The sequence below is a fragment of the Brevibacillus sp. HB1.4B genome (assembly GCF_013284285.1).
GTDB classification, from domain to species: domain Bacteria; phylum Bacillota; class Bacilli; order Brevibacillales; family Brevibacillaceae; genus Brevibacillus; species Brevibacillus porteri.
In genome coordinates this window covers 192,664-219,126 of record NZ_JABSUT010000006.1, presented here as the reverse complement: position 1 = coordinate 219,126, position 26,463 = coordinate 192,664, and the positions used below count along the sequence as shown (strand labels likewise).

The 26,463-nt window shown below is 51.7% G+C and carries 28 protein-coding genes and 1 riboswitch; of the genes, 23 read left to right on the top strand and 5 right to left on the bottom strand.

The features are described from left to right. Window positions 1–61: 61 nt before the first annotated feature. Entirely contained in the window at window positions 62–754 is a 693-nt protein-coding gene (locus HP398_RS16740; RefSeq protein WP_173623178.1) for a M15 family metallopeptidase, read from the bottom strand. A gap of 183 nt (window positions 755–937) precedes the next feature. Then, a riboswitch (cobalamin riboswitch) is annotated at window positions 938–1,153 on the top strand. A gap of 164 nt (window positions 1,154–1,317) precedes the next feature. Between HP398_RS16740 and cobO the strand changes: the two genes are divergently transcribed. The 20 genes from cobO to HP398_RS16640 are packed head-to-tail and all read left to right on the top strand — an operon-like array spanning window position 1,318 to window position 20,380. After that, window positions 1,318–1,866, top strand: coding sequence for a cob(I)yrinic acid a,c-diamide adenosyltransferase (gene cobO, locus HP398_RS16735; protein WP_017247397.1), 549 nt, complete (start codon window positions 1,318–1,320; stop codon window positions 1,864–1,866). Beyond that, window positions 1,863–2,978 (top strand): threonine-phosphate decarboxylase CobD, encoded by a 1,116-nt coding sequence (cobD, locus tag HP398_RS16730; RefSeq protein ID WP_173623177.1) that lies wholly within the window; start codon window positions 1,863–1,865, stop codon window positions 2,976–2,978. The genes cobO and cobD overlap by 4 nt, the downstream gene beginning before the upstream one ends. Continuing rightward, complete coding sequence (gene cobU, locus HP398_RS16725; protein WP_017247395.1) at window positions 2,975–3,514, top strand: bifunctional adenosylcobinamide kinase/adenosylcobinamide-phosphate guanylyltransferase; 540 nt, start codon at window positions 2,975–2,977, stop codon at window positions 3,512–3,514. The genes cobD and cobU overlap by 4 nt, the downstream gene beginning before the upstream one ends. After that, on the top strand, window positions 3,511–4,251 hold the full coding sequence (gene cobS / locus HP398_RS16720; protein ID WP_017247394.1) for an adenosylcobinamide-GDP ribazoletransferase: 741 nt from the start codon (window positions 3,511–3,513) through the stop codon (window positions 4,249–4,251). The genes cobU and cobS overlap by 4 nt, the downstream gene beginning before the upstream one ends. Next, a complete protein-coding gene (locus HP398_RS16715; RefSeq protein ID WP_173623176.1) occupies window positions 4,248–4,880 on the top strand; it encodes a histidine phosphatase family protein in 633 nt (210 codons plus the stop codon). The genes cobS and HP398_RS16715 overlap by 4 nt, the downstream gene beginning before the upstream one ends. After that, window positions 4,877–5,827, top strand: coding sequence for an adenosylcobinamide-phosphate synthase CbiB (gene cbiB / locus HP398_RS16710; RefSeq protein ID WP_173623175.1), 951 nt, complete (start codon window positions 4,877–4,879; stop codon window positions 5,825–5,827). The genes HP398_RS16715 and cbiB overlap by 4 nt, the downstream gene beginning before the upstream one ends. 27 nt (window positions 5,828–5,854) lie before the next feature. Next, the gene (cobJ, locus tag HP398_RS16705) at window positions 5,855–7,615 is read left to right on the top strand and encodes a precorrin-3B C(17)-methyltransferase (RefSeq protein ID WP_173623174.1); all 1,761 of its coding nucleotides are present in this window, start codon (window positions 5,855–5,857) and stop codon (window positions 7,613–7,615) included. A gap of 37 nt (window positions 7,616–7,652) precedes the next feature. After that, window positions 7,653–8,606, top strand: a complete 954-nt coding sequence (locus tag HP398_RS16700; protein ID WP_173623173.1) for a sirohydrochlorin chelatase — start codon at window positions 7,653–7,655, stop codon at window positions 8,604–8,606. 12 nt (window positions 8,607–8,618) lie between these two features. Then, on the top strand, window positions 8,619–9,392 hold the full coding sequence (gene cobK / locus HP398_RS16695) for a precorrin-6A reductase (protein ID WP_173623172.1): 774 nt from the start codon (window positions 8,619–8,621) through the stop codon (window positions 9,390–9,392). 2 nt (window positions 9,393–9,394) lie between these two features. Next, on the top strand, window positions 9,395–10,045 hold the full coding sequence (locus HP398_RS16690) for a precorrin-8X methylmutase (protein WP_017247388.1): 651 nt from the start codon (window positions 9,395–9,397) through the stop codon (window positions 10,043–10,045). A 4-nt stretch (window positions 10,046–10,049) separates the two neighbouring features. Then, a complete protein-coding gene (locus HP398_RS16685) occupies window positions 10,050–11,186 on the top strand; it encodes a cobalt-precorrin-5B (C(1))-methyltransferase (protein WP_173623252.1) in 1,137 nt (378 codons plus the stop codon). Then, complete coding sequence (cbiE, locus tag HP398_RS16680) at window positions 11,149–12,378, top strand: precorrin-6y C5,15-methyltransferase (decarboxylating) subunit CbiE (RefSeq protein ID WP_173623171.1); 1,230 nt, start codon at window positions 11,149–11,151, stop codon at window positions 12,376–12,378. The genes HP398_RS16685 and cbiE overlap by 38 nt, the downstream gene beginning before the upstream one ends. Continuing rightward, a complete protein-coding gene (gene cobI, locus HP398_RS16675) occupies window positions 12,375–13,085 on the top strand; it encodes a precorrin-2 C(20)-methyltransferase (protein WP_173623170.1) in 711 nt (236 codons plus the stop codon). Before cbiE ends, cobI begins: the two co-directional genes overlap by 4 nt. Then, the gene (gene cobM, locus HP398_RS16670; protein ID WP_069846293.1) at window positions 13,085–13,864 is read left to right on the top strand and encodes a precorrin-4 C(11)-methyltransferase; all 780 of its coding nucleotides are present in this window, start codon (window positions 13,085–13,087) and stop codon (window positions 13,862–13,864) included. Before cobI ends, cobM begins: the two co-directional genes overlap by 1 nt. Then, window positions 13,864–15,009, top strand: coding sequence for a cobalt-precorrin 5A hydrolase (locus HP398_RS16665; RefSeq protein ID WP_173623169.1), 1,146 nt, complete (start codon window positions 13,864–13,866; stop codon window positions 15,007–15,009). Before cobM ends, HP398_RS16665 begins: the two co-directional genes overlap by 1 nt. Then, on the top strand, window positions 15,006–16,382 hold the full coding sequence (locus HP398_RS16660; RefSeq protein ID WP_017247382.1) for a cobyrinic acid a,c-diamide synthase CobB: 1,377 nt from the start codon (window positions 15,006–15,008) through the stop codon (window positions 16,380–16,382). Before HP398_RS16665 ends, HP398_RS16660 begins: the two co-directional genes overlap by 4 nt. Next, complete coding sequence (locus HP398_RS16655; protein WP_017247381.1) at window positions 16,375–17,892, top strand: cobyric acid synthase; 1,518 nt, start codon at window positions 16,375–16,377, stop codon at window positions 17,890–17,892. Before HP398_RS16660 ends, HP398_RS16655 begins: the two co-directional genes overlap by 8 nt. Continuing rightward, window positions 17,892–18,932, top strand: coding sequence for a nicotinate-nucleotide--dimethylbenzimidazole phosphoribosyltransferase (gene cobT, locus HP398_RS16650; protein ID WP_173623168.1), 1,041 nt, complete (start codon window positions 17,892–17,894; stop codon window positions 18,930–18,932). The genes HP398_RS16655 and cobT overlap by 1 nt, the downstream gene beginning before the upstream one ends. Then, window positions 18,929–19,711, top strand: a complete 783-nt coding sequence (cobA, locus tag HP398_RS16645) for a uroporphyrinogen-III C-methyltransferase (protein ID WP_173623167.1) — start codon at window positions 18,929–18,931, stop codon at window positions 19,709–19,711. Before cobT ends, cobA begins: the two co-directional genes overlap by 4 nt. Window positions 19,712–19,738: 27 nt before the next feature. Further along, entirely contained in the window at window positions 19,739–20,380 is a 642-nt protein-coding gene (locus HP398_RS16640) for a precorrin-2 dehydrogenase/sirohydrochlorin ferrochelatase family protein (protein ID WP_173623166.1), read from the top strand. Window positions 20,381–20,421: 41 nt separating this feature from the next. Here HP398_RS16640 and HP398_RS16635 read toward each other — a convergent pair whose 3' ends face one another. Continuing rightward, window positions 20,422–21,201 (bottom strand): GNAT family N-acetyltransferase, encoded by a 780-nt coding sequence (locus HP398_RS16635; protein WP_173623165.1) that lies wholly within the window; start codon window positions 21,199–21,201, stop codon window positions 20,422–20,424. 90 nt (window positions 21,202–21,291) lie between these two features. Here HP398_RS16635 and HP398_RS16630 point away from each other — a divergent pair, with 90 nt between their 5' ends. Both HP398_RS16630 and HP398_RS16625 read left to right on the top strand, forming a co-directional pair. After that, window positions 21,292–21,987: a hypothetical protein gene (locus HP398_RS16630; protein ID WP_173623164.1), complete on the top strand. Its 696-nt coding sequence runs from the start codon at window positions 21,292–21,294 to the stop codon at window positions 21,985–21,987. Continuing rightward, complete coding sequence (locus HP398_RS16625) at window positions 21,971–22,531, top strand: peroxiredoxin family protein (RefSeq protein WP_017247375.1); 561 nt, start codon at window positions 21,971–21,973, stop codon at window positions 22,529–22,531. The genes HP398_RS16630 and HP398_RS16625 overlap by 17 nt, the downstream gene beginning before the upstream one ends. Before the next feature lie 48 nt (window positions 22,532–22,579). Here the strand turns inward: HP398_RS16625 and HP398_RS16620 are convergent, their stop codons facing one another. Both HP398_RS16620 and HP398_RS16615 read right to left on the bottom strand, forming a co-directional pair. Further along, the gene (locus HP398_RS16620; protein WP_017247374.1) at window positions 22,580–23,812 is read right to left on the bottom strand and encodes a cation:proton antiporter; all 1,233 of its coding nucleotides are present in this window, start codon (window positions 23,810–23,812) and stop codon (window positions 22,580–22,582) included. A gap of 2 nt (window positions 23,813–23,814) precedes the next feature. Then, window positions 23,815–24,312 carry a cation:proton antiporter regulatory subunit gene (locus tag HP398_RS16615; RefSeq protein WP_017247373.1) on the bottom strand — a complete coding sequence of 166 codons (498 nt, stop codon included), beginning with the start codon at window positions 24,310–24,312 and terminating at the stop codon, window positions 23,815–23,817. A gap of 326 nt (window positions 24,313–24,638) precedes the next feature. Between HP398_RS16615 and HP398_RS16610 the strand changes: the two genes are divergently transcribed. Further along, the gene (locus HP398_RS16610) at window positions 24,639–24,893 is read left to right on the top strand and encodes a hypothetical protein (protein ID WP_017247372.1); all 255 of its coding nucleotides are present in this window, start codon (window positions 24,639–24,641) and stop codon (window positions 24,891–24,893) included. A 49-nt stretch (window positions 24,894–24,942) separates the two neighbouring features. Here HP398_RS16610 and HP398_RS16605 read toward each other — a convergent pair whose 3' ends face one another. Further along, window positions 24,943–26,235: a dicarboxylate/amino acid:cation symporter gene (locus HP398_RS16605; protein ID WP_173623163.1), complete on the bottom strand. Its 1,293-nt coding sequence runs from the start codon at window positions 26,233–26,235 to the stop codon at window positions 24,943–24,945. Window positions 26,236–26,463 lie beyond the last annotated feature (228 nt).

Sequence of the window (26,463 nt, the reverse complement as noted above, 5' to 3'; positions counted from 1 at the left end):
GCGGCCATCTGGGCATGAGTACGGTATCGACCGGGCTCATGCCTTGCTCGATTATTTGTGGTTACATCGACAAAACCCCGCCATAAATCGGCTCTTTCTGCGTTTTTTGTCCCCAAGTGCGCGTTCCGTATTCGAAATGCCACCATTCTTTCGGATAGTTGACGAATCCGGCAGCCGTCATCAAATGATAAAGCAGTCGGCGATTGTCTCGAATTTCGATGTCTTTTTGCTTAGACTGTGCCAGCTCTTCATAATAGCGAGTGGAAGCCAGTTCACTGAAATCATCGAAGACGGTCCCCATCTCCAGCCAGCCATCAGGCCCTGCGATAGTTAGATCCACTGCACCGCCGGATAGGTGAGGGGACGGTTTGGAGAGGTCTGTTGTTGGATAAGCGACGAATTTGCTCAATTCTTCCGTGAGGGCGGGTCCTTCCTGCCAGCCTTGTAATAGCAAGGCTTCACGGAAACGATCATACAAGGATGCCTGTACCTCAAATGAGCGCCAGCCGTCCAACACGACGAGCTTGTAGCCAACAGGCAGTTGCGCGGCTGCCGTGGCGAGCTTGTGTGCTGCCCCTTCTCGCAAAAAGGCTTCTGGCTGTGTTCCGGCATAGCCCTTGTGGTAGTAGGCTGGATAGACTGTGATTTGAGCTGAAAGGGAAGAGAGGGGAATCATCGGTTCGCCGCATTCCTTGATCGGCAGTGGGCTGGGCAGGACCATGTCTGGTATTTTTGGAATCGGAGGAAATAGCATGACTGCACACCACTTTCGATTGTTTTGCCAATAGGGTAACGAAAAACATCAGGCATGTAAACGGTCATTATCTTAAATTTTCTGCTAATAGTCACCAGCGACGAATCAGCAGCTTTTGCTTGAATCCTCGGTAGCTTTTGCTATTATTAAAGCAAGTGCTTGTCAACGAAACGAACGACATTTACATATGGAAGAGAAACAGGTCCTTGTTTTTGCGAAACCGATTCGCAGGAGCAAGGTTAAAAGGGAAGTTTGGTGAAAAGCCAACGCGGTCCCGCCACTGTAAGAGAGTAGCTGTTCTTCAAGGCATCATGCCATCCACTGCCCATTCGGGAGCGGGAAGGAGAAGAAGAGCGATGATCCTCGAGCCAGGAGACCTGCCTGTTTTTATGTTTACACTGATTTCCTTCGGGTCAAAGGAAGAGGTGAGGATTGTTGCTTTTCAGCTATCCGCGCTTTGTTTTTCCTTACGTACTGGGGGAAACAGAGCGCTTTTTTTATGCTTCGGAAAGTATTTGGAGGAAACAGCGGAGTAAAATACGTCACTTTTTGAGGTGGTCACGATGGAGAAAAACGATAAGAAGCGAGGATTGACCCTCGTTTACACAGGAGACGGCAAAGGAAAAACGACAGCAGCAGTCGGGTTGGCTGTGCGGGCGACAGGGCGCGGGAAAAAGGTGCTGATGGTTCAATTCATCAAGTCGCCAGAGCGTACATACGGAGAAAAGATTATTTTCGATAAATTGGGCATTGAAATTGTGCAAATGGGCGTCGGCTTCACATGGACGAAAACACCGGAGGAGCATCGTCAGGCATTGAAAGAAGCTTGGGCGTTTGCGAGCGAAAAGCTTTCTTCCGGAGCGTACGATGTCGTCATTTTGGATGAGCTAAATAATGCATTGGCGATTGACCGCTTCCCGATTGATGATGTGTTGCCATTGTCCGATGTGTTGGAAGCGATTCAAAATAGGCCAAGTCATATTCACCTCGTGATTACGGGACGGGCCGCAAAGCAGGAGATTTTGGACATCGCAGATTTGGTGACAGAGATGAAGCCAATCAAGCATTACTACGATGAAGGGATTCCAGCTGTGCTGGGGGTAGAGTTTTGACAAGCGCAGGTGTAATAGAGAAGTACGGTCATGGCGGAGACTTGCTGACCGCAGCGCAGCGCTTTGGTCGAGAGCCCGGGCAGTTTCTGGATTACAGTGCCAATATTAATCCGCTGGGGATGCCAGCAAGCGTTCGTGAGATGCTGCTGGATTCGCTGGCTGCTGTAGCGCATTACCCAGACCCTGGACATCGTGTGTTTCGGCGTGCGCTGGCGAAGCGGCTGCAAGTGCCGGAGGAATGGTTGCTGCCTGCCAATGGTGCAGCGGAGGCGATGGCACTGGCCATTCTCGGTCTTTCGCCGCAAACGGTTGGTGTGGTATATCCTTGCTTTTCGGAATACACGCAACTTTCCGAGCAGTATGGTGCCCGTGTCATTGGCTGCTACGGGAAGGAAGCGAACGGGTACAAGCCCGATCCTATAGAGCTGCACACTCTTTTTACGCAGTCTGATCTCGTATTTGTCGGGTCGCCAAACAATCCGACGGGAATCATGTATCAACCGGATGAGCTTCGCCAAATGGCGGAATGGACGAGTAAGACCAACACGTGGCTCATCGTGGATGAGGCTTTCCTCGATTTTGTGGAGGAAGATCGGCAATATACATTGGCGACGCAGCTCGAGCGCTTTCCCCGTGTGATCTTGATGCGCTCGATGACGAAAATGTACGCGATCCCGGGATTGCGCCTGGGTTATGCGATTGCGCATCCAGATGTCATTGCGCGGATGCGCCAGAAGCAAGTGAGCTGGAGCGTGAATGCACTGGCCCTTTTAGCTGGAGAACTGTGCTTGCAGGAGCAGGCATATGAGGAACAGACGCGCAGGCTCATAAAAGCAGAACGTGCGTATTTGATCGATTGCATCAGCGGTGAGTTGGGCTGGCAGGTATGGCCGGGGGAGGCAAACTTTTTGCTGCTGCGCTCACCAGAAGGATTGCCAGCGGAACAATTGCAGGCACGGCTCGGCGAAAAAGGCGTTCTGATCCGCAACTGTGCGATGTATCCCGGTCTGACGGCACATGATGTGAGAATCGCAGTGCGTGGACGAGAGGAAAATGAAAGACTTCTGGCAGCGCTCCGCGAGGTCCATGCGGAAGGAAGTGAACAGCGATGAGCTTGGTGCTGGTAACAGGCGGTGTCCGTTCAGGAAAAAGCCGCTACGCGGAAGAGCTTGCGATGAAGTTGGGCAGTCGAGTCCTGTACGTGGCGACAGGCAAGGCCTGGGATGATGAAATGAAGCAGAGAATCGAGCTGCATCAGGCACGTCGTCCGCTGGAATGGGGCTGTGTGGAGGTAGGAGAGCGATTAACCGATTACCACGCATTCAGTGAGCAGTATGATGTGGTTTTAATCGATTGTCTGTCCACCTGGGTGAGTAATCGATTGATGAGTATGGACGAGTCTGAATGGAGAAGTCCTTCACACACGCAATCCCTGCTGCAGGAGGCAGAGGCATGGCTGTCCCTCGTTCACAATTCCCCGCAAAAAGTCATTGCCGTCACAAGCGAGGTCGGATTGGGCGGTGTAGCCTTGAGTCGTTTGGGCAGATGGTTCGCGGATGTGCTGGGCGATGTCAATCAGAGAAGTGCGCGACAAGCGGATGCCGTCTACGCGGTTTTGTCGGGAATACCGTGGAGGATCAAAGGATGAATGCATTTCTACACGCCATCTCGTTTTTTACGCGTATTCCGGTTCCATGGCTTCGTCCTTCAGAGGAGGCGTGGAGAAAAAGCGTCAACTGGTATCCCGCAGTTGGTTTGGTCATCGGTTTATTGCTATGGGGTGTATATCAGGCAGGACTGGTGCTGTTTAGTCCATGGATCGCCGCTATTTTGACGCTGGTCGCATGGGTCTACGTGACCGGTGGTCTTCATATGGATGGGTGGATGGATCTCGCGGACGGTCTTGGCAGCAGCAGACCGAGAGAGCAAATCCTTTCGATTATGAAGGACAGCCGCGTAGGAGCGATGGGCGTTCTTGCTGCGATTATGCTGTTGCTGATCAAGGCGGGTGCAGTCGCAGAGCTCGCACATCCGGGATGGGGCAGCTTTTTGATCGTAGCACCAGTAGCAGCGCGGACACATGTGCTTTTGTCGATTAAGCTCTGGCCGTATCTTTCGGCAGATAAAGGGATCGGAAAAGGCATCAGTGCTGGGCTTTCCGTTTCCTCTATCATCGTGAGCTACATCATCGTGTTTGCCGCAGGTTGGTATCTTGGGGGCTTGCAGGTCATCACAGCCATTTTCCTGTCACTGTTGTTCGCTCTATTGTTTTCACGCTCGGTTTCAAAAAAATTGGGTGGACTAAATGGAGACTGCTACGGGGCTGTTATCGAAAGCAGTGAAGCAGTCGTTCTCTTGGTGTTAGTCGGGAGCTGGTGGTTATGAAGCTAGTTTGGATACGTCACGGGGAGACAGACAGCAATCGTGAGCATCGATATTTGGGGCATAGTGACGTTCCTTTGAATGAACACGGGTATCTGCACGCGAGTGAGTTGGCAAAGGAATTACCTGTGCTCATCGGGCAACCTGCTGTGATCTATTCCAGTGATCTGCTCAGATGCATCCAGACTGCCGAACCGCTCGCAGCTGCTTGGGGATTATCAGTTATTCCGGAGCCAGCACTGCGAGAGCTGTCTTTTGGTGAGTGGGAGCTGATGACCTACGATGAGCTGATGCAAACGGACCCTGTGCGAGCTACAGGCTGGTACGACGATCCTTTTCGAAATCGACCTCCACAAGGGGAGAGTCTGGAAGAGCTGGGGATGCGCGTGGATGGTTGGCTACGGTCCTTGTTGGAGAGAGTGGGCAAGGAGGAGGCATCCGATACATTCGTCATCGTCACACATGGCGGCGTGATCCGCTGGTTTCAGGCCGCGTGGCTCGAAAACAATCCTGACCGATATTGGCAGGTCGATGGCATTAAGCATGGGGAGGCTCTGGTAGCGGAATGCTTGGATGCGGAAGGACAGAGCTGGATGCGACAACCCCTGAAGAGTAAGAGAGGGACAACATGACAGAAGTATGGATTTTATGCGCGGCCTACTTGATTGATCGAGTTGTAGGAGACCCCCGGAGCCTGCCGCATCCAGTGATCATTATGGGCTGGTGGATTACACGATTGGAGCGGGTCATACGTTCTCTCGTCAAAGAGGAGTCGCATTTGAAGCTGGCAGGAGTCCTGTTCCCGCTTGTGATCGTAGGCGGCAGCTACGCTGTTGTTTGGCTGCTTTTGTGGGGAGTCACGTTCATCCATCCGGTGTTTGCCTGGATCTTGGGTGCCTGGTTGATATCCACGACGATTGCAACAAAAGGCTTGGCTGATGCCGGGATGGAGATTGCCCGTCATCTCGTGGCTGGGGATATGGAAGCGGCGAGACGGTCCTTGTCCATGGTAGTCGGACGCGATACAGAGCGGTTAGATGAACCGGAAGTATGTCGGGGAGCGGTAGAAACCGTGGCGGAAAACATCGTCGATGCGATCGTCTCTCCGCTGATTTTCGCAGCGATTGGGGGAGCGCCGTTGGCAATGGCGTATCGTGCCGCCAACACTCTCGACTCCATGGTTGGCTATAAAAACGAGAAGTATAGGAATCTCGGCTGGGCATCCGCCCGCTTTGACGATGTACTGAACTACATACCCGCCCGTTTGACAGCTTTGTTGCTCGTTGCCGCAAGCTGGCTGCAGCGATTGGATTGGAAGCAGTGCTGGGCAATGATTAGAAGAGATGCACACTTGCATCCGAGTCCTAACAGTGGTTTGCCAGAAGCCGGAGTCGCTGGTGCATTAGGCGTGCAGCTCGGGGGACTGAATTATTACCAAGGTGTTGCATCGAATCGGGCAAAAATGGGAGATGCGAAACGACCATTACAGGCAAGTGATATTGTCGCGACGATTCGTTTGATGTATCTCGTCTCGCTCTTATGTCTGCTCGTTAGCGTGATGATATCAATTTTATTATAAATAGGAAGCGAAAAGGGGAGGGGCCTTATGAGCGGCAAGTTGTTTGTGATCGGATTTGGTCCAGGAAGTTTTGAGCATATCACCAAGCGGGCGCGGGAAGCCCTGCAGGAGTCCGATATCATTATCGGCTATTCCACTTACGTAGATTTGATCCGCGGACTTTTGACGAATCAGCAAATCGTCAGCACAGGGATGACGGAAGAAGTGACGCGTGCACGGGAAGCCGTTCGTCAGGCGGAAGAGGAAGGCAAAAAGGTAGCGGTCATTTCCAGTGGAGACTCAGGTGTTTACGGGATGGCAGGTCTCGTATATGAGGTGTTGGTGGAAAAAGGCTGGACAGAAGCAACCGGTGTACCAATCGAAATCGTGCCGGGCATCTCGGCGATCAATTCCTGTGGGGCAATTCTCGGTGCGCCTATCATGCACGACGCATGCACGATCAGTCTGAGTGATCACTTGACGCCTTGGGAACTGATTGCCAAACGGATTGACGCAGCAGGGATGGCTGACTTTGTAATCGCGTTGTACAACCCGCGCAGCGGACGACGTACCCGCCAGATTGTGGAAGCGCAACGCATTCTTTTGCAGTACCGCTTACCAGATACGCCAGTCGGCATTGTAAAAAGTGCTTATCGCGACCGGGAAACGGTTGTCGTGACGACCCTGGCGCAAATGCTGGAGCATGATATCGGCATGTTGACCACCGTGATTATTGGAAATACATCGACGTTTGTATACGACGGCAAAATGATTACGCCGCGCGGCTACCAGCGCAAATACACGCTGTCTGCCGATGAGCAGCCACTGAAGCCGCATCAGCGTCTGCGTGTAGAAAATGAGCCGTGGTCGCTCGAGGCCTCCGAGGAGAGCAGCCTTGCGTCAGCTCCGGAAGCACCAGCGACACCGAAGGCAGAAAGACCAGTAGCCGTTACCGAGGACAGAGTAACTGCTACAGAACCAGCAAATTATGCTGCAACAAGCACGGCCGTACTGGAAGCGCTGCCTGCAACAGAGGTAGAGGCACCAAAAGCTCCTTTCGCATGGGCGATGGAGGCGTTGACTGCTATCAATGCGGCGAAAGGCATTGAAACCAAGTCCGCTTCCGGCCAAGTCCATCGTCCGGTATCTACCTTTACGCCAGAGATGATTTTCGAATGCGCGATAAGTCCGGGTGTTGCTAACAAAAAAATCACGCCGCTGCAAATGATGGCGATTGCCGAAGTGGCTGGAGAAAAAGGCGAGATCGAATACACCCCACACCACCAGATGATTTTGCGCGTGCCGACGGCCAATCCTGCCAGCATCACTAGCCGCTTGCGAGAGCTTGGACTGATTCTCAGCCCGATCGGAGACGTTTTGCAGGTAAAAGCTTGCGATTTCTGCGACGGTGAGAAAAAAGACAGCATTCCTTATGCCGACGAGCTGCACCAAAAGTTGGGCGGAAAAGAAATGCCGAAGGAACTGAAGATCGGCTTCAACGGCTGCGGGATGGCGTGCTACGGCGCGGTTCAAGAGGATATCGGGATCGTATTTCGCAAAGGAAAGTTCGATTTATTCCTGGGAGCAAAAACGGTGGGGCGCAATGCACACTCCGGTATTCCGGTAGCAGAAGGCATCGAAAAAGAAGAGATTGTTCCACTCGTGGAGCGAATCGTGAACCGATTCAAAAAAGAAGCATTTCCGAACGAGCGGTTCCACAAGTTTTTCCAACGTGTAGGTGAGCTGGAGGGCTACGCATGGTACGAGCCAGCAAAAGCTGAAATCGAGAATGCTGCCTGCGGAGATTAATGCAAGAACACTGAATAAAAAACGAGGGGGACATAAAATGGACGCAGTATTATTTGTAGGTCATGGAAGCAAGGACCCGGAAGGTAATGAAGAGATTCGCCAGTTTGTGGCGACACTAACGCCTGACTTGGATGTTCCGATTATCGAGACGTGCTTTCTGGAGTTTGCCCGTCCTGACATGCTGCAAGGATTGAATACATGCGTGGCACGGGGGGCAACCCGAGTGGCGGTGATTCCAATCATTCTGTTCTCTGCCGGACATGCAAAAATTCATATTCCAGCTGCCATCGACGAGGCAAAGGAGCTGCACCCACACGTTCAGTTCATCTACGGACGCCCGATCGGCATTCACGACGAAGTGATCAATATTTTGACCGCGCGTATGGAAGGGGCAGGCTTTGCCTCCGGGGAAGACCATGATGACCTGGCTGTACTCGTAATCGGACGCGGCAGCAGCGATGCAGATGCCAACAGCGATATTTACAAAATGTCCCGACTGTTCTGGGAGCGCTACAAAGCCAAGTGGGTAGAGACTGCCTTCATGGGCGTGACGTATCCGCTGTACGACGAGGGCGTTGAGCGGTGCCTGAGGCTGGGTGCGAAGCGCATTGTTCTCTTGCCGTACTTCTTGTTCACGGGTGTGTTGATCAAACGGATGAGCGATCAACTGGAGAAGTTCCGTGAGCAATATCCAGAAGCCCAGTTCGAAATGGCCGAGTATTTTGGCTTCCATCCGTTGTTGAAAGAAGTGCTCAAGGATCGTGTGGTGGAAGCGTTGCACGGGGAAGTGAAGCTGAACTGTGATACCTGTCAGTACAGGCTGGCAGCGATGGAACACATCGACCATCACCATCACCACCACGATGACGAGGATGGACATCATCACCACCATGGTCACCACCACCACCATCATCATCACGACCATGATCACGATCACGACCACGATCATGACCACAAGCATGATCACAAGCACGACCACGTTACCAAATAGGAGGGAGACAGCATGATTCTGGTACTGGCTGGAACGAGCGACGCGCGCGAGTTGGCTTTGCAAATCAAGGATAAGGGCTACGAGCTGTTGACGACGGTCGTCACTGACAATGCTGCGAAAAGCATGGAGGAGGCAGGCGTGCCTGTTCAGGTCGGACGCCTGACCGCCGAAGATATTCAGCAGCTGATTCAAGAGAGAGCCGTGCAATGCGTGGTCGACGCGAGTCATCCCTTCGCAGAGGAAGCCTCCAAAAACGCCATGGCAGGAGCACAGGGCGCAGGAGTCCCCTACATTCGCTACGAGCGTGAAAGCCTCTCCTCACCTGGCAGCGAGAAGCTGATTGTAGTAGAAGACTACGTACAAGCGGCTGAGCTGGCGGCAGAAAAGCGTGGCATCATCATGCTGACGACAGGAAGCAAGACGCTGAAAACGTTCACGGATCGTCTGTTGGGCCTACCGGATACTACGGTGGTCGCCCGAATGCTGCCGCGTCTTGACAATATGCAGAAATGCGAAGAGCTCGGTGTTGAGCAAAAAAACATCGTCGCGATGCAAGGTCCTTTTTCCAAGGAGCTGAACAAAGCGCTCTACGATCATTATGGTGTTACGCTGATGATCACCAAGGAGAGTGGCAAGGTAGGCGCTTTTGACGAAAAGGTGGAAGCGGCACTGGAAATGGGCATCGAAACAATCGTCATCGGTCGTCCGAAGATCGATTATGGAACGAAGTTTTCCGATTACGCAAGCGTGCTGAGCGAACTTAAACAAGCGACTGGAGGAAACTAACTATGGATTTCAAAACGGAATTTAAACCAATGACCGTACAACCGCAAGAGATTGAGGAATTGAGCTTTCAAATCATTACAGATGAGCTGGGCGAGCATTCTTTTACGGAAGAACAATATCCGGTAGTACAACGCGTCATCCACGCATCCGCAGACTTTGACCTTGGACGCAGCCTTGTTTTCCACCCGAACGCAGTAAAATCGGGAATCGAAGCAATCCGCAGCGGCAAAATCGTCGTAGCAGACGTACAAATGGTGCAAGTCGGCATCAGCAAAAACCGCATTGAAAAATTCGGCGGAGAAGTAAAGGTGTACATCTCTGACCGCGATGTGATGGAAGAGGCGAAGCGTCTGAATACGACCCGCGCGATCATTTCCATGCGCAAAGCGATCAAGGAAGCAGATGGCGGAATCTTTTGCATCGGAAACGCACCTACAGCACTCCTGGAGCTGATCCGTATGGTAAAGGAAGGCGAAGCAAAGCCAGGACTCGTCATCGGGATGCCAGTTGGCTTCGTATCTGCGGCAGAATCCAAGGAAGAGCTGGCGAAGCTCGATATCCCATTCATCACGAACATGGGACGTAAAGGCGGAAGCCCAGTAACCGTAGCAGCATTGAATGCCATTTCGATTATGGCGGAACGGTTGGGCTAAGCAGATGGCAGCCAAAGCAGCAACGGACGAAAAAGAGGCAAAACCCCTCCGCCACGGATATACGACTGGATCATGTGCAACGGCGACGACCAAGGCTGCTTTGATCGCGCTGATTACTCAGGAAGAGCAAAGCCAAGCGACGATTCGCCTGCCAATCGGCGAGGACGTCACCTTTCAGATGGAGAGCTGTGAATTTTCATGGGAGAGGGCGACAGTAGGTACGATCAAGGATGGAGGAGACGACCCTGACGCGACACACGGTGCCCTTATCCTTTCTACCGTAGAATGGTCGGATGAGCCCGGCATTATTTTGGATGGCGGACTCGGTGTGGGACGGGTGACCAAGCCAGGTTTGCCCGTTCCGATTGGCGAGGCAGCGATCAATCCCGTCCCGCGCAAAATGATCAGGGAAACCGCGCAGGCTGTTCTGGATGAGTACGGGACGAAACGCGGGATCAAAATCGTCATCTCCGTGCCTGCGGGCGAGGAAATCGCCAAAAAAACATTGAATGGACGACTCGGCATACTCGGCGGCATCTCCATTTTGGGGACGCGTGGAATCGTGGTGCCGTTTTCCACTTCTGCCTACAAGGCAAGCGTGGCGCAAGCGGTCAACGTCGCCAAGGAAGCCGGCTGCGATCATATTGTGCTGTCGACGGGTGGAAAGAGTGAATCCTACGGGGTCGCTACTTATCCAGAGCTGTCGGAAGAAGCATTCGTGGAAATGGGCGATTTCGTCGGCTTTTCCCTCAAGCAGTGCAAAAACAAAAAGATGCGCAAAGTGACCTTGGTCGGGATGATGGGCAAGTTTTCCAAGGTAGCGCAGGGCGTCATGATGGTTCATTCCAAAAGCGCACCCGTCGATTTCGGCTTCCTCGCCCAAATGGCAGCAGATGCGGGAGCTTCGCAGGAGCGTATTGACGAAATTTTGGGAGCCAACACCGCTTCACAGGTAGGCGATATGATGGTGGACACGCCCGCCTTTTTCGAGATCATGTGCGAAAACTGCTGTCGTGCTGCACTAAAGGAAGTGGGCGGCGGCATCGAGGTTGAAACCATCATCATCACAATGAAAGGGTCCCTGTTGGGAAGGGTGACGATCAATGACACAGGCGATGAAAGTAATTGGAATCGGGGATGATGGACAGCAGAGCCTGCTGCCGTTGTACCGGACATGGATAGAAGAAAGTGAACTGTTGGTTGGAGGAGAGCGACACCTCAGCTTTTTCCCGAAGTATACAGGGGAAAAGCGTGTGCTGAAGGGGGGGCTGACTGCCATGGTGGAGGAGCTGCGCACAGAAACGCGCAAGACGGTCATTCTGGCGTCAGGTGACCCGCTCTTTTACGGCATTGGCAGCTTGCTTGCCAAAAAACTGGACGTGGAGATTTACCCGCACCTCAGCTCCATCCAGCTCGCTTTTGCCAAAATGGGAGAAGCATGGCAGGATGCGACACTTGCCAGTGTACACGGGCGTAGTATCAAAGGTCTGGCACAGCGGATCGACGGAAAGGAAAAGGTCGCGCTGTTGACGGATCGGGAGAACTCGCCAGCAGCGATTGCCAAGTACCTCCTTTCGTTTCAGATGACTGAGTACGATGCGTTTGTGGCGGAGAATCTGGGCAGTGCCGAAGAGCGGACGGGCTGGTATTCCCTTGAGGAAATGGCGGACGGTGTCTTCTCTGATCTGAATGTCGTGATTTTGAAAAAACGCCGTCCAAGCCCAGTATGGCCGTTCGGAATCGCAGACGAGGAGTTCTCTCAGCGCAAGCCGGACAAGGGACTCATTACGAAAAAAGAAGTGCGTATATTAAGCATTGCCCAGCTGCAATTGCATGCCAAAAGCATCGTCTGGGACATCGGCACCTGCACAGGCTCTGTCGCCATTGAAGCGGCACGAATTGCGCGTGAGGGTGAAGTGTACGGGGTAGAGAAGAACGCGGACGATCTGGAAAACTGCCGCCAGAACATGGCGAAGTTTCGCACGGATTTGACAGTGGTCAATGCACGCGCCCCACATGGCCTCGATCAATTCCCAGACCCGGACGCTGTATTCATCGGAGGTAGCGGTGGAGAATTGCGTGAGCTGTTGAATATCTGTTGCACACGACTGCGCCCGAATGGCCGGATTGTGGTGAACGCAGCGACCATTGAGACATTGTACGAAGCGACACAAGCATTCGCGCAGGAAGGATTCGAGACATCGGTGACACTGGCGCAGCTATCGCGCAGCAAGCCGATTTTGTCCCTGACACGCTTTGAAGCATTGAATCCGATCTACATCATTACGGCTTGGGCCAAGCAGGCAGAAGAACAAGGAGGAGACATCAAGTGACTAAGATCGGAACATTGTACGGACTGGGCGTAGGTCCCGGCGACCCTGAATTGATTACCGTCAAGGCATTTCGTCTATTACAGCAATCGCCAGTGATTGCGTACCCGAAAAAACGGATGGGCAGCAAAAGCTACGCGCATCAAATCGCGGAGCTGTATGTGCAGTCCCCAGACAAGGAAATGCTCGGACTCGTATTCCCGATGACGCGGGACAAAGAAATTTTGGAGCGCGAGTGGAACAACACGGTGGAGATCGTCTGGGAGCGTTTGTCTGAAGGCAAGGACGTCGCTTTTGTAACGGAAGGCGATCCGATGTTTTACAGCACGTTTATCCACATGATGCGCGTCATGCATGAGGAGCATCCGGAAGTGCCAGTCGTGTCGGTGCCAGGTGTGTCTTCGTTTTTGGGAGCAGCTTCCCGCTTCAATCTGCCACTGGCGGATGGCGACGAGCAGATCGGAATCATCCCGGCAACAGAAGACAAGGAAGCCATGCGCAAAGCGCTTGAGAACCACAATACCGTCGTGTTCCTGAAGGTAGCAAAAGTACTGCCAATGATCATTGGCTTGCTGAAAGAAATGGGGCTGGCTGAAAAGGCAGCGGTAGCAACCAAGGTTACTTCCTCCGAGGAAATGGTTTGGACCGATATGCGTGAACTGGAGCGGGCAGAGCTTAGCTATCTTACACTGATGGTGGTGAAAAAGTAATGAAACTGTACATAGTAGGAGCGGGTCCCGGCGACCCTGATTTGATTACGGTAAAAGGCTTGAAGCTGCTGCAAAAGGCAGACGTCATTATGTATACAGACTCTCTCGTGAATGAGGAATTGGTAGCAATGGGCAACCCCGAAGCAGAAGTACTGCAAAGCTCGGGTATGGCATTGGAAGAAATGGTAGAGCAGTTGGTAGACCGGATTAGCAGTGGAAAAACAGTCGTACGCTTGCATACGGGCGATCCATCGATTTATGGCGCCATCATGGAACAAATCGCACTGTTAAAGGAAAAAGGCATCGAGGTAGAAATCGTACCGGGTGTGAGTTCCGTATTTGCGGCAGCGGCAGCAGTAGGAGCCGAGTTGACGATTCCTGATCTGACACAGACGATCATCCTCACCCGCGCGGAAGGTCGCACACCAGTGCCTGAAAGAGAAAAACTGCGTGCACTCGCTGAGCATCATTGCACGTTGGCTCTATACCTTAGCGCGACTTTGACGAAAAAAGTAGTCCGCGAGCTGGTCGAAGCTGGCTGGAGCGAGGACACACCTGTCGCAGTCGTACAACGTGCGAGCTGGCCGGATCAATTGATCGTTCGCACGACGTTGAAAAACTTGGACGAAGACATGGGGAAAAACGGCATTCGCAAACACGCAATGATTTTGGCTGGCTGGGCATTGGACCCGAACATCCACGACAAGAGCGAGCAGTACCGTTCCAAGCTGTACGACAAAACCTTTACGCACGGGTTCAGAAAAGGTGTGAAGGAATAATGAAGATCATCGAACTGATCGAGGGAGAAATCCCTGTCATCGAGCAGCGCGGAGACTATGCGATCGTCGCCATCACCAAGCACGGAGTAGAGATGGCGCGTGATTTGGCACAAAAATTTCCTGGAACAGATCTGTACTACATGAGCAAGTTCGAGCGGGGAGACGAGGAAGCGCGCGGCATCCAGCTTTTTTCAAACAGCGTGCGGATGCTGTTTCCAGCTCTCTGGCCTGCGTATAAAGGTTTAATTATCATTATTTCTCTGGGTGCGGTTATTCGGATGATCGCACCTTTGCTTGAAGATAAAAAGAAAGATCCGGGTGTCGTCGTTGTCGATGACCGTGGGGAGAATGTCATCAGTGTGTTGTCCGGTCATTTGGGCGGTGCCAATGAGCTGGCTCGCGAGGTAGCGGCAGTCATGGGTGCTCGTCCGATTATCACGACAGCATCTGACGTACAAAAGACGATTCCGGTCGATCTATTCGGTAGACGTTTTGGCTGGGAGTGGGATTCCGCTGAAAAGCTGACTCCTGTCAGTGCTTCTGTCGTCAATGAGGAGCGCGTAGCTGTCATCAATGAATCCGGTGAACGCGACTGGTGGATGCATGATACACCGATGCCACCATCCATCAAGGAATACGCGACAATCGCTGAGGCACAAGCCGATCAGCCGCAAGCTGCTCTAGTCGTTTCTCATCGCTTGCTCACACCGGAGGAACAATCGATTTTGGACAATGGTGTCCTTTATCGTCCGAAGGTCATCGTGCTCGGGATGGGCTGCAACCGTGGAACCTCCGCAGAGGAGATCGAGGCAGTCATCAAGGAAACGCTGGATGAACTGCAATTTTCAATCAAAAGTGTCAAAGCATTGGCGACCATCGAGCTGAAAAAGGATGAAGCGGGTCTGATCGCCGTTTGCGAAAAATACGGCTGGCCATTCGTCTGGTATTCGCCTGAAGAGTTGAATCAGGTAGAAATCAGCGATCCGTCTGATACCGTCTTCAAATTCACCGGAGCGTACGGAGTGAGCGAGCCCGCCGTGAAGCTGTATACTGGCGCAGACGAACTCGTTTTGACCAAGAAGAAGTCGGGCAACACCACCATTTCGGTCGGATTGATGCCCTATCATGAGGAGGAGCGCGCATGACGGACAGCCGCCGTATTGTGATTGCCGGAACAGGCAGCGGAGCGGGTAAGACAACCGTTACCATCGGACTGATGGCTGCTCTGAAAAGAAAAGGGCATACCGTACAGGGCTTCAAGTGCGGACCTGACTACATCGATCCCACGTATCATACGGCTGTAACGGGGAGAGCTTCGCGCAATCTGGACAGCTTTATGTTGGAGCACGAGATCGTGAAAGAGATTTTTGTCCGTGGCAGCGAGGGTGCAGACATCTCGATTATCGAGGGCGTTATGGGCATGTACGATGGCAAGGAAGCGACCAGCGATAAAGGCAGCACGGCCGAAATCAGCATCCTGACTGGCACCCCGGTTCTGTTGGTGGTCAATTGTCAGAGCATGGCTCGCAGTGCGGCTGCGATTGTCAAAGGCTTTCAACTGCTCAATCCACAGGCGAGAATCGTCGGTGTCATCGCGAACAAGGTCGGCAGTGAAGGCCATCACAAAATCGTGAAGGCAGCGATCGAGCAGGAGTGCGGGATTCCGGTCGTGGGCTACCTGAAACGGGAGAACGAGCTGGAAATACCGGAACGTCATCTCGGATTGGTGCCATCTGTTGAGCGTGGAGAGCTGACACCGCTGTTTGAAAAGCTGGCTGATCTGATTGCGGAGACAGTCGATTTGGAGCAAATCTGGGAGCTGGCAAAGGCAGAGCCGCTGCAAGCAGAACCTACGTTGTTTGCTCCGCGAAAAGCATCTGCCGATGTCACCATTGCTGTTGCGAAGGACCCTGCTTTTCATTTTTACTATCCGGAAAATTTGGAGCTGCTCGAAGCATATGGCGCGAAGCTCGCGTTCTTTTCTCCGCTGGCCGGAGAGGGAGTGCCTGAGGACGCGGATGGCTTGTACATTGGGGGAGGCTTCCCGGAGGAATTTGCAGCAGAGCTATCGCAAAATGAAGCGGTGAAACTATCGATCCGATCTGCGATCACAAAAGGCTTGCCTACCTTGGCTGAGTGCGGCGGCTACATGTTTTTGACAGAGGCAATCGTGACGACCGAGGGCGACAGTTATCCGATGGTGGGGCTCATCCCAGGCAAGGTGACCATGCAAAAAAAGCTCGCAGCGCTTGGCTATCGGGAAGTGCGCGGCATGGAAGGCAATTTCTTGCTCGGCACCGAAGAACAGGCAAAAGGGCATGAATTCCATTACTCGACGTATGCTTCGGATCAACAATTACCAACAGCCTACGAAACAAAAGGACTTCGCGGTACGAAGCCGGAGGGCTATGCCCAGGGGAATCTGGTCGCAGGCTATACTCACTTGCATTTTGGCTCCAATCCCGAACTGGTTGAGCGTTGGTTGAACCGTTGCGCGGAGGTGGCCGCTCGTGCCTAAAACCCTCCCGTTGATGGTGCAAGGTACTAGCTCGGATGCAGGAAAAAGTGCGATTGCTACAGCGCTGTGCCGGATTTTTGCCCAAGATGGCTACAAGACAGCTCCGTTCAAATCGCAAAATATGGCGTTGAATTCCTACGTGACGTTGGATGGAAAAGAAATCGGCCGGGCACAGGGCGTTCAGGCAGAAGCAGCAGGAATTCTGGCGACGACCGACATGAACCCCATTTTGATCAAGCCGACGCGAGATTCCGAATCGCAAATTGTCGTCAACGGCGAGCCATATGGCAACATGAAAGCTTTTGCCTATCGCACGGAATTTTATCACGAGGGCTTGCGGATCATTGAGGAAGCGTATCAACGACTCGCCAGCTCCTATGAGCGGGTCGTCATTGAAGGGGCTGGCAGTCCGGCAGAGGTTAATCTGAATGACCGCGAGCTCGTCAATATGCGGGTCGCTCGTCTCACGAACGCGCCCGTCATTTTGGTGGCAGACATCGAGCGTGGGGGTGTGTTTGCTAGCTTGGTCGGTACCCTCCAGCTGCTCGAACCCGAAGATCGGGACCGCGTGATCGGAGTCATCATCAATCGTTTTCGCGGTGATTTGACACTTTTGCAGCCGGGGCTGGACTGGTTCGAGGAATACACAGGCAAGCCTGTCCTTGGAGTCGTGCCATTTATTCCAGACTTGTGGATCGATGCGGAGGATTCGCTGATTTTGCACCGTTATCAAGGTCAGCGTGAGACACCGCGAGAGATTGACATTGCTGTTTTGCGTTACCCGCGAATTTCCAACTTTACAGACGTGGACCCGTTTTTTGTAGAGCCGGATTGCCGGATGCGCTTTGTGACACGTTTGGAAGAGTTGGGTGAGCCCGACCTGATTGTCTTGCCGGGCAGCAAGAATACACTTGAGGATTTGCAATTTCTGCGAGAGACAGGTCTTGCCGCGGCGGTCAAAGACCTTCATCATAAAGGGAAGACGTATATCGTCGGTTTGTGCGGCGGCTATCAAATGCTGGGAGATTCTATTCACGATCCTGCTGGGGTCGAGTCTCCGTTGCAGCAGCTTGATGGGCTGGGTCTCATCCCGATGATCACGACGATGGAGCAGAAGAAAACGACAGTTTTGTCCCGCGGTGAAGCAGTATTTGCGAAGGAAAAACTGACGGTGGAAGGCTACGAGATTCACATGGGGCAATCTGCTTATTCGAGCAATGAGTTTCCTTTTATCCAGATGGAGGGGCGTACGGAGGGCTATTGTCAGGAGGAGCGTCAGATGATCGGCACGTATTTTCATGGGCTGTTTCACAATGACCACTTCCGCACTCTGTTGCTGAATACCATCCGTGAGAAAAAAGGTCTCCCACCCATCACGGAGCGCCCATCCTTTGTCGCTCTGAGAGAGCAGGGATACGATCTGTTGGCGGATACCGTTCGTCGCCATGTGAAGTTGGATACGATCGAAGAGTACATGAAGGCTTTTCAAGAAAAAGAGGTGCAGGTGTAATGTCAGTCATTTATCCGGCGATTGAGCCACGAAATCAGGAAGCAAGTGAGCAAACGAGACAGCATGTGGATCAGTTGACCAAGCCGCTTGGCAGCCTTGGTCGCTTGGAGCAATTGGCTATTGAGCTGGCTGGGATGACAGGTGAGACGATGCCTGTTGTGACACCGCCGGGCGTGCTTGTTTTTGCGGCCGATCACGGTGTGGCACGGGAAGGTGTCTCTGCCTATCCGCAGGAAGTGACAGCGCAAATGGTGCTGAATATGGTTCATGGCGGAGCTGGAGTCAACGTCTTCGCCAGACAAATCGGAGCCATCCAAAAAATCGTAGATGTCGGTGTATCGGTCGAGGTCGAAGCACCGGGTGTTTACAACAAACGAATCAGAGCAGGCTCGGGCAATATGCTGAAAGAAGCAGCGATGACAGCAGACGAAGCGCAGCGCTCCATCGCAGTTGGCCTTGAAATGGCAGAAGCGATTATCGGGGAAGGCGCCAAAGTCCTGATCGTCGGTGAAGTGGGGATTGGCAACACGACAGCCAGCAGTGCGATTCTGTCAGCTTTAACCGGAGCTGATCCTGAGCAAATCGTCGGAAGAGGAACAGGACTGGATGACGCAGGCTGGCAGCGTAAAAAGGCAGTTGTTCGTGATGTGCTTGCGCTGCATCGCCCGGATGCAACCAACCCATTGGACGTTTTGGCAAAAGTCGGCGGACTGGAAATCGGAGCAATGGTAGGGGCGATCATGGGAGCAGCTTCTCGCCGTGTCCCTGTGCTGCTGGACGGCTTTATCGCTACGGTAGCGGCTTTGATGGCTGTTCGCATGGAGCCACTCGTTGCTGATTACTTGATCGCGGGTCACCGTTCTGAGGAGCCGGGGCATGACTTTGTCCTGCAAGTATTAGGCAAGGAGCCATTGCTCAGCCTGAATTTGCGACTGGGCGAAGGAAGCGGAGCAACATTGGCGTTTCCAATCGTGGAAGCAGCGACACGGATGGTTCGTGAGATGGCGACATTTTCATCAGCAGGAGTAAGTGACCGATGAGCGGCGCGGGCAAAGTCTATCTCGTAGGAGCTGGCCCTGGTGATCCAAAGCTGATTACTGTAAAAGGAATGGAATGCCTGCAAAAGGCAGAGGTGGTTGTGTATGATCGTCTCGCAAATCCAGCTCTGCTGGAGTACGCGTCACAGACGGCAGAACGCATCTACTGCGGCAAGCTGCCGGATCATCACACGATGAGACAGGAATCCATTAACGAGCTGTTAGCGGAAAAGGCGCTGGAAGGAAAAGTTGTCGTTCGGTTAAAAGGTGGCGATCCTTGTGTGTTTGGTCGTGCGGGAGAAGAAGCGCAGCATTTGGCTGAGCGAGGAATTGCCTTTGAAATCGTCCCGGGAGTAACAGCTGGAATTGCAGCCTCGGCGTACGCGGGTATTCCGGTAACACACCGCGATCACGGCTCGTCATTCGCTGTCGTGACGGGACATTTGCGAGAAGACAAGCCGGAGTTGGCTGTAGAAAAATGGCGTGCTCTCGCGAATGGCATCGACACCGTTGCCTTTTACATGGGGGTAGCCAATCTGCCGTTGATCCGCACCCAGTTAATCAAGCACGGACGCGATCCGCATACGCCAGTAGCTGTCATCTCTTGGGGAACACTCCCGCAGCAAGCGGTGGTCACGGGGACCTTGGCTGATATTGAGGAACGTTTGGCCCAAAACAGTCACATCACGAATCCAGCTATCATTTTGGTCGGTGATGTCGTGAAGATGCGTGAGAAAATCAACTGGTTTGAAGCTACGCTTGGAATGGAGCAAGTGCAATAATAGGAAGCCGAGGGGGAGGGAACGCTGGTGACGCACTATGCCATGATGGTCAATCTAGAAAACAAGCGTTGCTTGGTGGTCGGTGGCGGGCAGGTAGCCGAGCGGAAAATCGGCAGTCTGCTTGCTGCTGGTGCGGATGTCACCGTTGTGAGTCCCTCCTGTACGGCAACCATCCTTGAATGGGCACACGCTAAGAAGCTGATGGTAGCACTGCGACCCTTTACCCCACAGGACGTAGGGGAGGCAGTGCTCATTATCGCGGCGACGAGTGATCCCGCCGTCAATCTGGCTGTATACGAATCGTGCCGTCCGCAGCAGTGGATCAATATCGTTGATCGCCCAGACCTCTGTTCTTTTACCGTTCCATCCGTCGTTGCACGTGGAGACTTGCAGATTGCCATCTCTACGGGTGGGAACAACCCGGGTCTGGCGAAGAAAATGCGCCGCCAGCTCGAAGAGTGGGTGGGACCAGAATACGAGGACTACACGCTTTTTCTCGGCAGCATGAGAAGACAAGTACTCTCGCTGGCGGTGAGCGAAGCGGACAAACGGGCAATCTTGGCAGAGCTTTTGGACGACCGATTTTTACAATGGACCAAAAACAGCGAAACCGACCGAAGGGATCGGGAGGCAGAAGCGCTGCTAAACAAAAGACTAGATCAACGCTGAAAATAGGATGGCTCTCACTAAGCTACTTGGTGGGAGCTTTTTTAGTTCTTTAGCCAGATCATTTCCAAATGCCTCACGACCTCTTGAAAGCCGAGCTTGCTGTACATTTCTTGCGGCGTATCATCTGCATAGGTCGTCAAGTACATATGGGTGGCGCCGAGTTTTTTGGCGTCCTGCATCATGACCCGAATGATTTCCGTGCCGAATCCTCTACGCTGCCAGTCATCCAGTATAAAAAATTCCTCCATTCGAACAAGCTCCTTGTAAAGATGCCATTCACATGCACCGACTGGCTCCTGATCGACAAAGCATACATACGGTATGATCTCGCCGCTTTCATAAATCTCTCTTTTCCGGTTCGCTTTTCGGACAGCAAAATCAGGATTGATCGTGACGGAATCACTAGCAGTAAGGCAGCGAATGCCTGCTTCCATGACTTCGAGTGAATCCCCACGTAAAACGGAGCATTGTGGATTCGGCGCCAGTTTATCGGCAACATCCAACGGTGCAAGCATGTACAGCATCGTATTTACTTCAAACCCAAGCTGAGTGGCAAAAGACACGAACTCTTCTGAAAAAGGTAGCGACGGGTGTAGTTCCAGCTTCAAGTGGCGGAGCTGCTGGTCTTTGGCATGTCGTAGCTCTTGCTCAATGTAAGCTCGTAACCAGTCTTGCGTGGGGATCGACATAATTTCTGTATAATTATGGCTATACATGTCTGGAACCGATTCATCGCAATATACGCGCACTTGTGGATGCTCCGTTCGCGTAGAAAAAGCAAGGGCATAGCGCTCCTGCAAAGTAAAAATATTCGTGAGCATTCCTTTATTCCCCATTTCCTGATATGGTGATAATTGTTTAGATACTTGTCTTCCTTAATGTAAGACATTTTCTTGAAGGAGGAAACGAAAATGTCCGATGCTTTTCAAATGGGTCCCTTTTTGTTGAAAATGAGCATGCTGGCGGTCATTGTTTCGCTTTCGCTCGGCTTTGTGGCCATTTCCGCTCAGCTTACACATAACCGAAAAATGAAATCAGCCATTATTGAGCTGTTGAGTAATGCGCTGGTGCTGGCATTTCTCGTTTGGAAGTTCAGCTACGTCCTGTTTCATTTTTCAAAAGTGGTGGAAAATCCCTCGTCCATTCTTTATTTTTCAGGGGGAGAAAACGGAGCCATGCTGGCAGTCGTGGCAGTTATCATCTACCTCACCAAGACGGTACGCAAAAAAGCGATTCCTGTTCATTTCGTCGCCTTGGGGATGGCGACAGGTTTTCTTACTGCAACTGGTGTTTACCAGCTGCTCACGGTCGTGTTAGAACAGAGCAGCATGTGGTATCACGTACAACAGGTCGCGATATGCGCCTTCTTTCTTTGGTGGCTGCATCGGGCAAAGGAAGGACTCATTCATCTTGCGGCTTGGCTTGCACCCGTGATGTGGTTTGCCATTAGCCAAGTCTATGTGCACTTTTTTGTTCCGAATCGAGAATCTATGTTTGCAGGACTTTCCGGCTATCAGCTTATGTACTATGCATTCGCTCTCTTGCTGCTCTTTTTGTCCAGACGAGTGAAGCCGTTAGGGGGAACGACCGATGAAGAAATATCATAATGCATGGGCGATCGTCGTACTCTTGGGGCTTTTGGGATGGGGCATTTTTGATGCGGAATTCTTGAACAGGCAAGAGCCCATCGCTTCATCTGGCGAGCAAGGCAACGGGCAGATTGGGATTGAAAAAGGAAATACCGCTCCGGATTTTGAACTGCAGCAGATAGGTGGCGGTACGGTCAAGCTGTCCGATTTACGGGGGAAAAAAGTCATTCTCAATCTGTGGGCAACGTGGTGTCCTCCTTGCCGTGCAGAAATGCCGGACATGCAGCGTTACTACGAAGAGAATAAGGAAAAAGGCGTAGTTATTCTCGGAGTCAATTTGACTGATACGGAGACGAGCCCGGAAGCGGTGGCGGATTTTGTGAAGCTGTATGGCATTACCTTCCCCATCTTGCTCGATCCCGAGAAAGAAGTGGCGAATGTGTACAAAGCCATTTCGATTCCGACCAGCTACATCATTGATTCGAACGGCGTGGTCCAGAATAAATACATCGGCCCGATGAGTGAAGAAATAATGGAGAACATGTTGTCTGCGATCAAATAGAAAAACCGACAGCAGGCATATCTGCTGTCGGTAGTCATGTCTCTCCTATTATCCAGCGTCTGCTTTGTTATCTGGTTCTTTGAGTGGTGCCTTTCGATCCAGACGAAACACAGCATTGAGCAACTTGTAAATGTGCTTAGATTCCTTGGTCAACAATGGACCTAAAATGGCGAGAATCAAAACGTAAAGAGCCGCAAATGGTTGCAAAATTTCCATGAGTGCGCCCGCTTTTCCGAGATTAGCCATGATAATGGAGAACTCACCGCGAGAGACGATGGTTAGTCCAATATTGGTAGAAGCCTTGGGAGACAATCCGGCACTGCGTCCAGCCAAAAGTCCGGCTACGACGTTACCGAAAAGGGTGATGGCGACTGCCGCAATGGACAACCATACGGCTCCACCCAGCTCCAATGGATCAATTGTCAAACCGAAGCTGAAGAAGAACATGGCTCCGAAGAAGTCACGAAACGGCAGGATGAGATGCTCGATGCGCTTCATGTGTTGTGTTTCTGCCAAGACGAGACCTACGAGTAAAGCTCCGATGGCTTCGGCAACATGGATCGTTTCGGAAAAACCCGCAATCAGAAACAGAGCGGCAAACACCGTAATCATAAACACTTCGTTTGATTTGATGTTCAATGCCCGATTCAGGAAAGGTACGAGTTTGCGGCCTACGATAATGAGGAGGAGCATGTAGCCGAGTGCAATCAATGCGGATGAGAGTACGCCAGCAAGAGAGGTTGCACCGCTTAGCACCAAGCCGGACACGATCGAGATATAGACGGCCAAGAATATGTCTTCGAACATGATGATCCCCAAGATCATCTCTGTTTCGCGATTTGCTGTACGTTTGAGATCCACCAGTACTTTTGCCACAATGGCACTGGAGGAAATAGTGGTAATACCGGCGATAATCAATACCTCTTTGAGAGGGAAGCCAGCGGCCCAACCAAATACGAGGCCGAGGGTAAAGTTAATCACGATGTAGATCGTACCGCCTACGGCAATGGATCGACCAGCCTTGATCAGACGGCCTACCGAAAATTCCAGTCCGAGGTAAAACAACAGGAAGAGTACGCCAAGTCTGCCCATAAATTCGATGAGCGGGGCGCTTTCAATAAAGCGGAGATCAAACAAGCCGATGTCGGGAGCGTGTGGACCCACGATCATCCCGACGAGAATGTAGAAGGGTACGATGGAGAATTTTAACTTCATGGAGAGGAACCCCGCAATTGCTATGAGTGCGAGGGCAAGACCGACTTCAAAAACGATGTGCTCCAATATCACTCACCTCCGTTGCTGAGAATAGTCTTGAGAGCCTTCACCTGCTTCCGTTCACCTGCAACGACCAACGTAGATCCTGTACTAAGGACATACTCGGGGCCGGGATTAATCGTTTGTTTATGGTCTTTTTCGATAACAGCGATGATGGTAGCGCCTGTTTCTTGACGAATGTTGAGTTCCCCAATCGTCTTGCCAATGGCAGGAGCGTTCGATTCAATTTTGTACCATTCGATCATGAGTTTGTCTAAAGCAACCTCGACTGTTTCCAGTGCAGATGGTTTGTACGTCAAGCCGCCTACGATGGCAGAAATTTGTCTCGCCTCATCATCGTCAAGGGTAACCATGGAGATTGTTTCGTCCATATCATCACGGTCAAAGTGATACATTTCCCGACGGCCGTCATCGTGAATGACGATAACCAGCTTGTCGCCACTTCTGGTTTCGACCTGGTACTTCCTACCGATTCCTGGTAAATCGGATTCTCTAATAGAGAACATATAAGATCCTCCTTTGCGCAAAACACTGTATTGGCATAGATAGCTGCTCTTTTTTTCAGTGAGCAACAAGTCGTCAATAATTATTTGGAATTATATCCATTCCGGTGATATTTTAGTAATAATCCCCCCTGTTATGCGGATTATTGTCGACATTCATACCTACATCCACTATTATACACGAAATGACGTCATTTTTCTTCAAAATGAAACAATTTCATTAAAAAATGACACACTTATAAATGGACAGGAATATTAACTTTCCTCTAAAACAAGGTCACTCCTCATGAGTGGGCTTCGTATAGAGGTTATTTTAAGGATGATGAAACATGGCGAACAAACAGTATCGATTAACAGAAGCTGAATGGGTCTTTATTCAAGACATGCGGTCCATGGATATGGATGAGCTATTAGACATCGTGATCGCATTGCGCAATGAGGTAAAGGAACTGGAGAAAAAGGCGGAGCTGATTAGAGAGCGCGAGAAAGAGGGCTGGCAGGAGGAGTATCAGGCAGCACAGAAGCGAATTAATCACCTGCGCCAATTCGAGGTTGAGCTTCGTAAGACATGGCCAAATGACTAAAGCAAAAAGAGGTTCTCTCTGAAGTAGGAGAACCTCTTTTTTATATGGACTAGGCCGTGATCGGTTTTGCTTCTGAATCGTTGTCCGACTCGATGGCGGTTTCGTCTGTTTGTTGGACGCGTCCCGGATGGAACTCATTTTCATGCTTGGCTATGACCACGGTAGCTACGCCATTTCCAATCAGATTCGTAATGGCACGAGCCTCTGACATGAAGCGATCAACGCCGAGCAAGAGCGCAATGCCCTCGACCGGAATGACAGGGAAGGCTGCCAAGGTAGCGGCGAGTGTAATGAAACCAGAACCTGTTACACCGGCAGCCCCTTTTGACGTAATCATCAGGATTCCTAAAAGGGTGACCTGTTCCCAGAAGCTGAGCTCGATGCCATAGGCCTGGGCGATAAAAATGGCAGCCATAGATAAATAGATGGAGGTACCATCCAGGTTAAACGAGTAGCCCGTCGGTACGACCAGACCGACAACGGATTTGGAGCAGCCGTACTTCTCCAGCCGATCCATCATTCTCGGAAGAGCGGATTCTGAGGAGGAGGTGCCAAGCACGAGCAGGATTTCCTCTCGAATGTATTTGATAAACGCGAAGATGCTGAATTTGTAGTAGCGCGCGATCCCGCCCAGTATGAGAATAATGAACAAAAACATCGTGATGTAGACAGCCGTCATCAAAAGGCCCAGTCTGGTCAGCGAACCGATGCCGAATTTGCCAATCGTGTACGCCATTGCGCCAAATGCAGCTAGCGGAGAAACCTTCATGATCATGTTGACTACACCGAAAAATCCGTGCGCCAGCTTATCAAACAGCTTGATGACAGGCTGGGACGCTTGCCCCATGGCAGCGAGTGAAAGACCAAACAGGACAGCGAAGAACAGAATAGGCAACAGCTCGCCATTAGCCATAGCCCCGACGACATTTTCCGGGATGATCCCCGTAATAAAATCAATAAAACCGTTGTTACTCTGAGCAGCAGCCTCCGTGTACTTGGAGACGTCCCCGCTGGTCAGGCCCGTTTTGTCAAAGCCTACCCCAGGCTTGATCAGGTTGACAACCAACAGTCCGATCGCCAATGCGATTGTGGTAACGATTTCAAAATAGAGCAGTGCTTTGCCGCCGATCTTTCCGACCTTTTTCATGTCTCCCATACTGGCGATTCCATTTACGACAGTGAAGAAGACAATCGGTGGGATGATCATTTTGATCAGTTTGACAAAAATGTCGGCTAACACCTTCAGCTCTGCGCCAAATTTGGGTGCAAAATGACCAACTAGGATACCGAGAATGATGGCAATTACAACCTGTACGGTCAGATTTCTAAAGTTGATCCGCATGAAATTCGTTCCTCCTCCAGGTTTTGAAAACGCTTTATTCCTCTTTTTCGCATTGTATAAATTGGCTGGAAAATTGAAAATAATGCGGTCATATTGGTTGTTTTGGTCCTTTTGGTCACAGAAATCCCCTCAAATTGGAAAGGAAAAAATCAATTGTTGACATACTCTCGACACGAACGATAGGTAAAGTAGGAAATGTACATAGTGACACGAAAGAAATAGACAACC